We start from the raw sequence: 718 nt of genomic DNA, 5'->3' as shown, positions 1-718 counted from the left end.
GCGGTGTCGCCGGTGGCCCCGTCTGCGGCGGGGTACCAGACCTCGACCGTCAGCGGGCGATCATAGCGCGGCAGGGTTTCTGGTTTGTCCGCTGCGGGATCGATGGACAGGATATCGATCTGATCCTTATGCACCAGGTCAAGCTGGCGTACGCCGATCGCTTCGTCGCCATAGGCCGCCATATCAGGGGCTGTGGGCATCTGGGTATCGATCCGGTTCTCGGCCAGCGCCATAGGCGCGGCCATCGCCGTGACCACCGCCAGCACGGGCCCCGTTGTCATTGTTGAAACTCGCATTGAACTCTCTCCCGTTTTATATGCGGCTACTGCGCGCAGCCTGTCTTTTGTCAGGAACCAAGCTATCGCGTTCGCGCCACCATGCAAGCATCATGCGAAGGTTTCGTTACGTTAGGGAAATGGGCCAAACATTCCGCCCCTCTTCCCGCATGGCGAGGGATTATTGGCCGGTGGCCTTGCTCGTGGCTTGACCTTGGCGGGCATACGGTCAAAACAAATCCCATGACAACAGCCACCCTCTCTATCGACCTCAATGCGATTGCCGCCAATTGGCAGGCGCTGAACAAAATGACCGGCTGCGACACCGGTGCCGTGATCAAGGCAAACGCCTATGGTCTGGGCGTTGACCGCGTGGCCCCGGTTCTTGCCGCCCAGGGCGCGCGCAAGTTCTTTGTCGCTGTCGCGGAAGAGGGCGTGGCCCT

1 protein-coding gene and 1 pseudogene are annotated in these 718 nt (G+C 61.0%); one reads left to right on the top strand and one right to left on the bottom strand.

The features are described from left to right. Window positions 1–281, bottom strand: a pseudogene (locus tag B3849_RS00285) (dienelactone hydrolase); the annotation flags it as partial. 237 nt (window positions 282–518) lie between these two features. Here B3849_RS00285 and B3849_RS00280 point away from each other — a divergent pair. After that, on the top strand, window positions 519–718 hold a 200-nt coding region (locus B3849_RS00280; RefSeq protein ID WP_286779681.1), incomplete at its 3' end, for an alanine racemase.

It is taken from the genome of Sulfitobacter sp. UBA4523, assembly GCF_002388305.1.
In the GTDB taxonomy this organism is placed as follows: Bacteria; Pseudomonadota; Alphaproteobacteria; order Rhodobacterales; family Rhodobacteraceae; genus Sulfitobacter; species Sulfitobacter pontiacus.
This window is presented reverse-complemented; position numbering and strand designations above follow the sequence as displayed.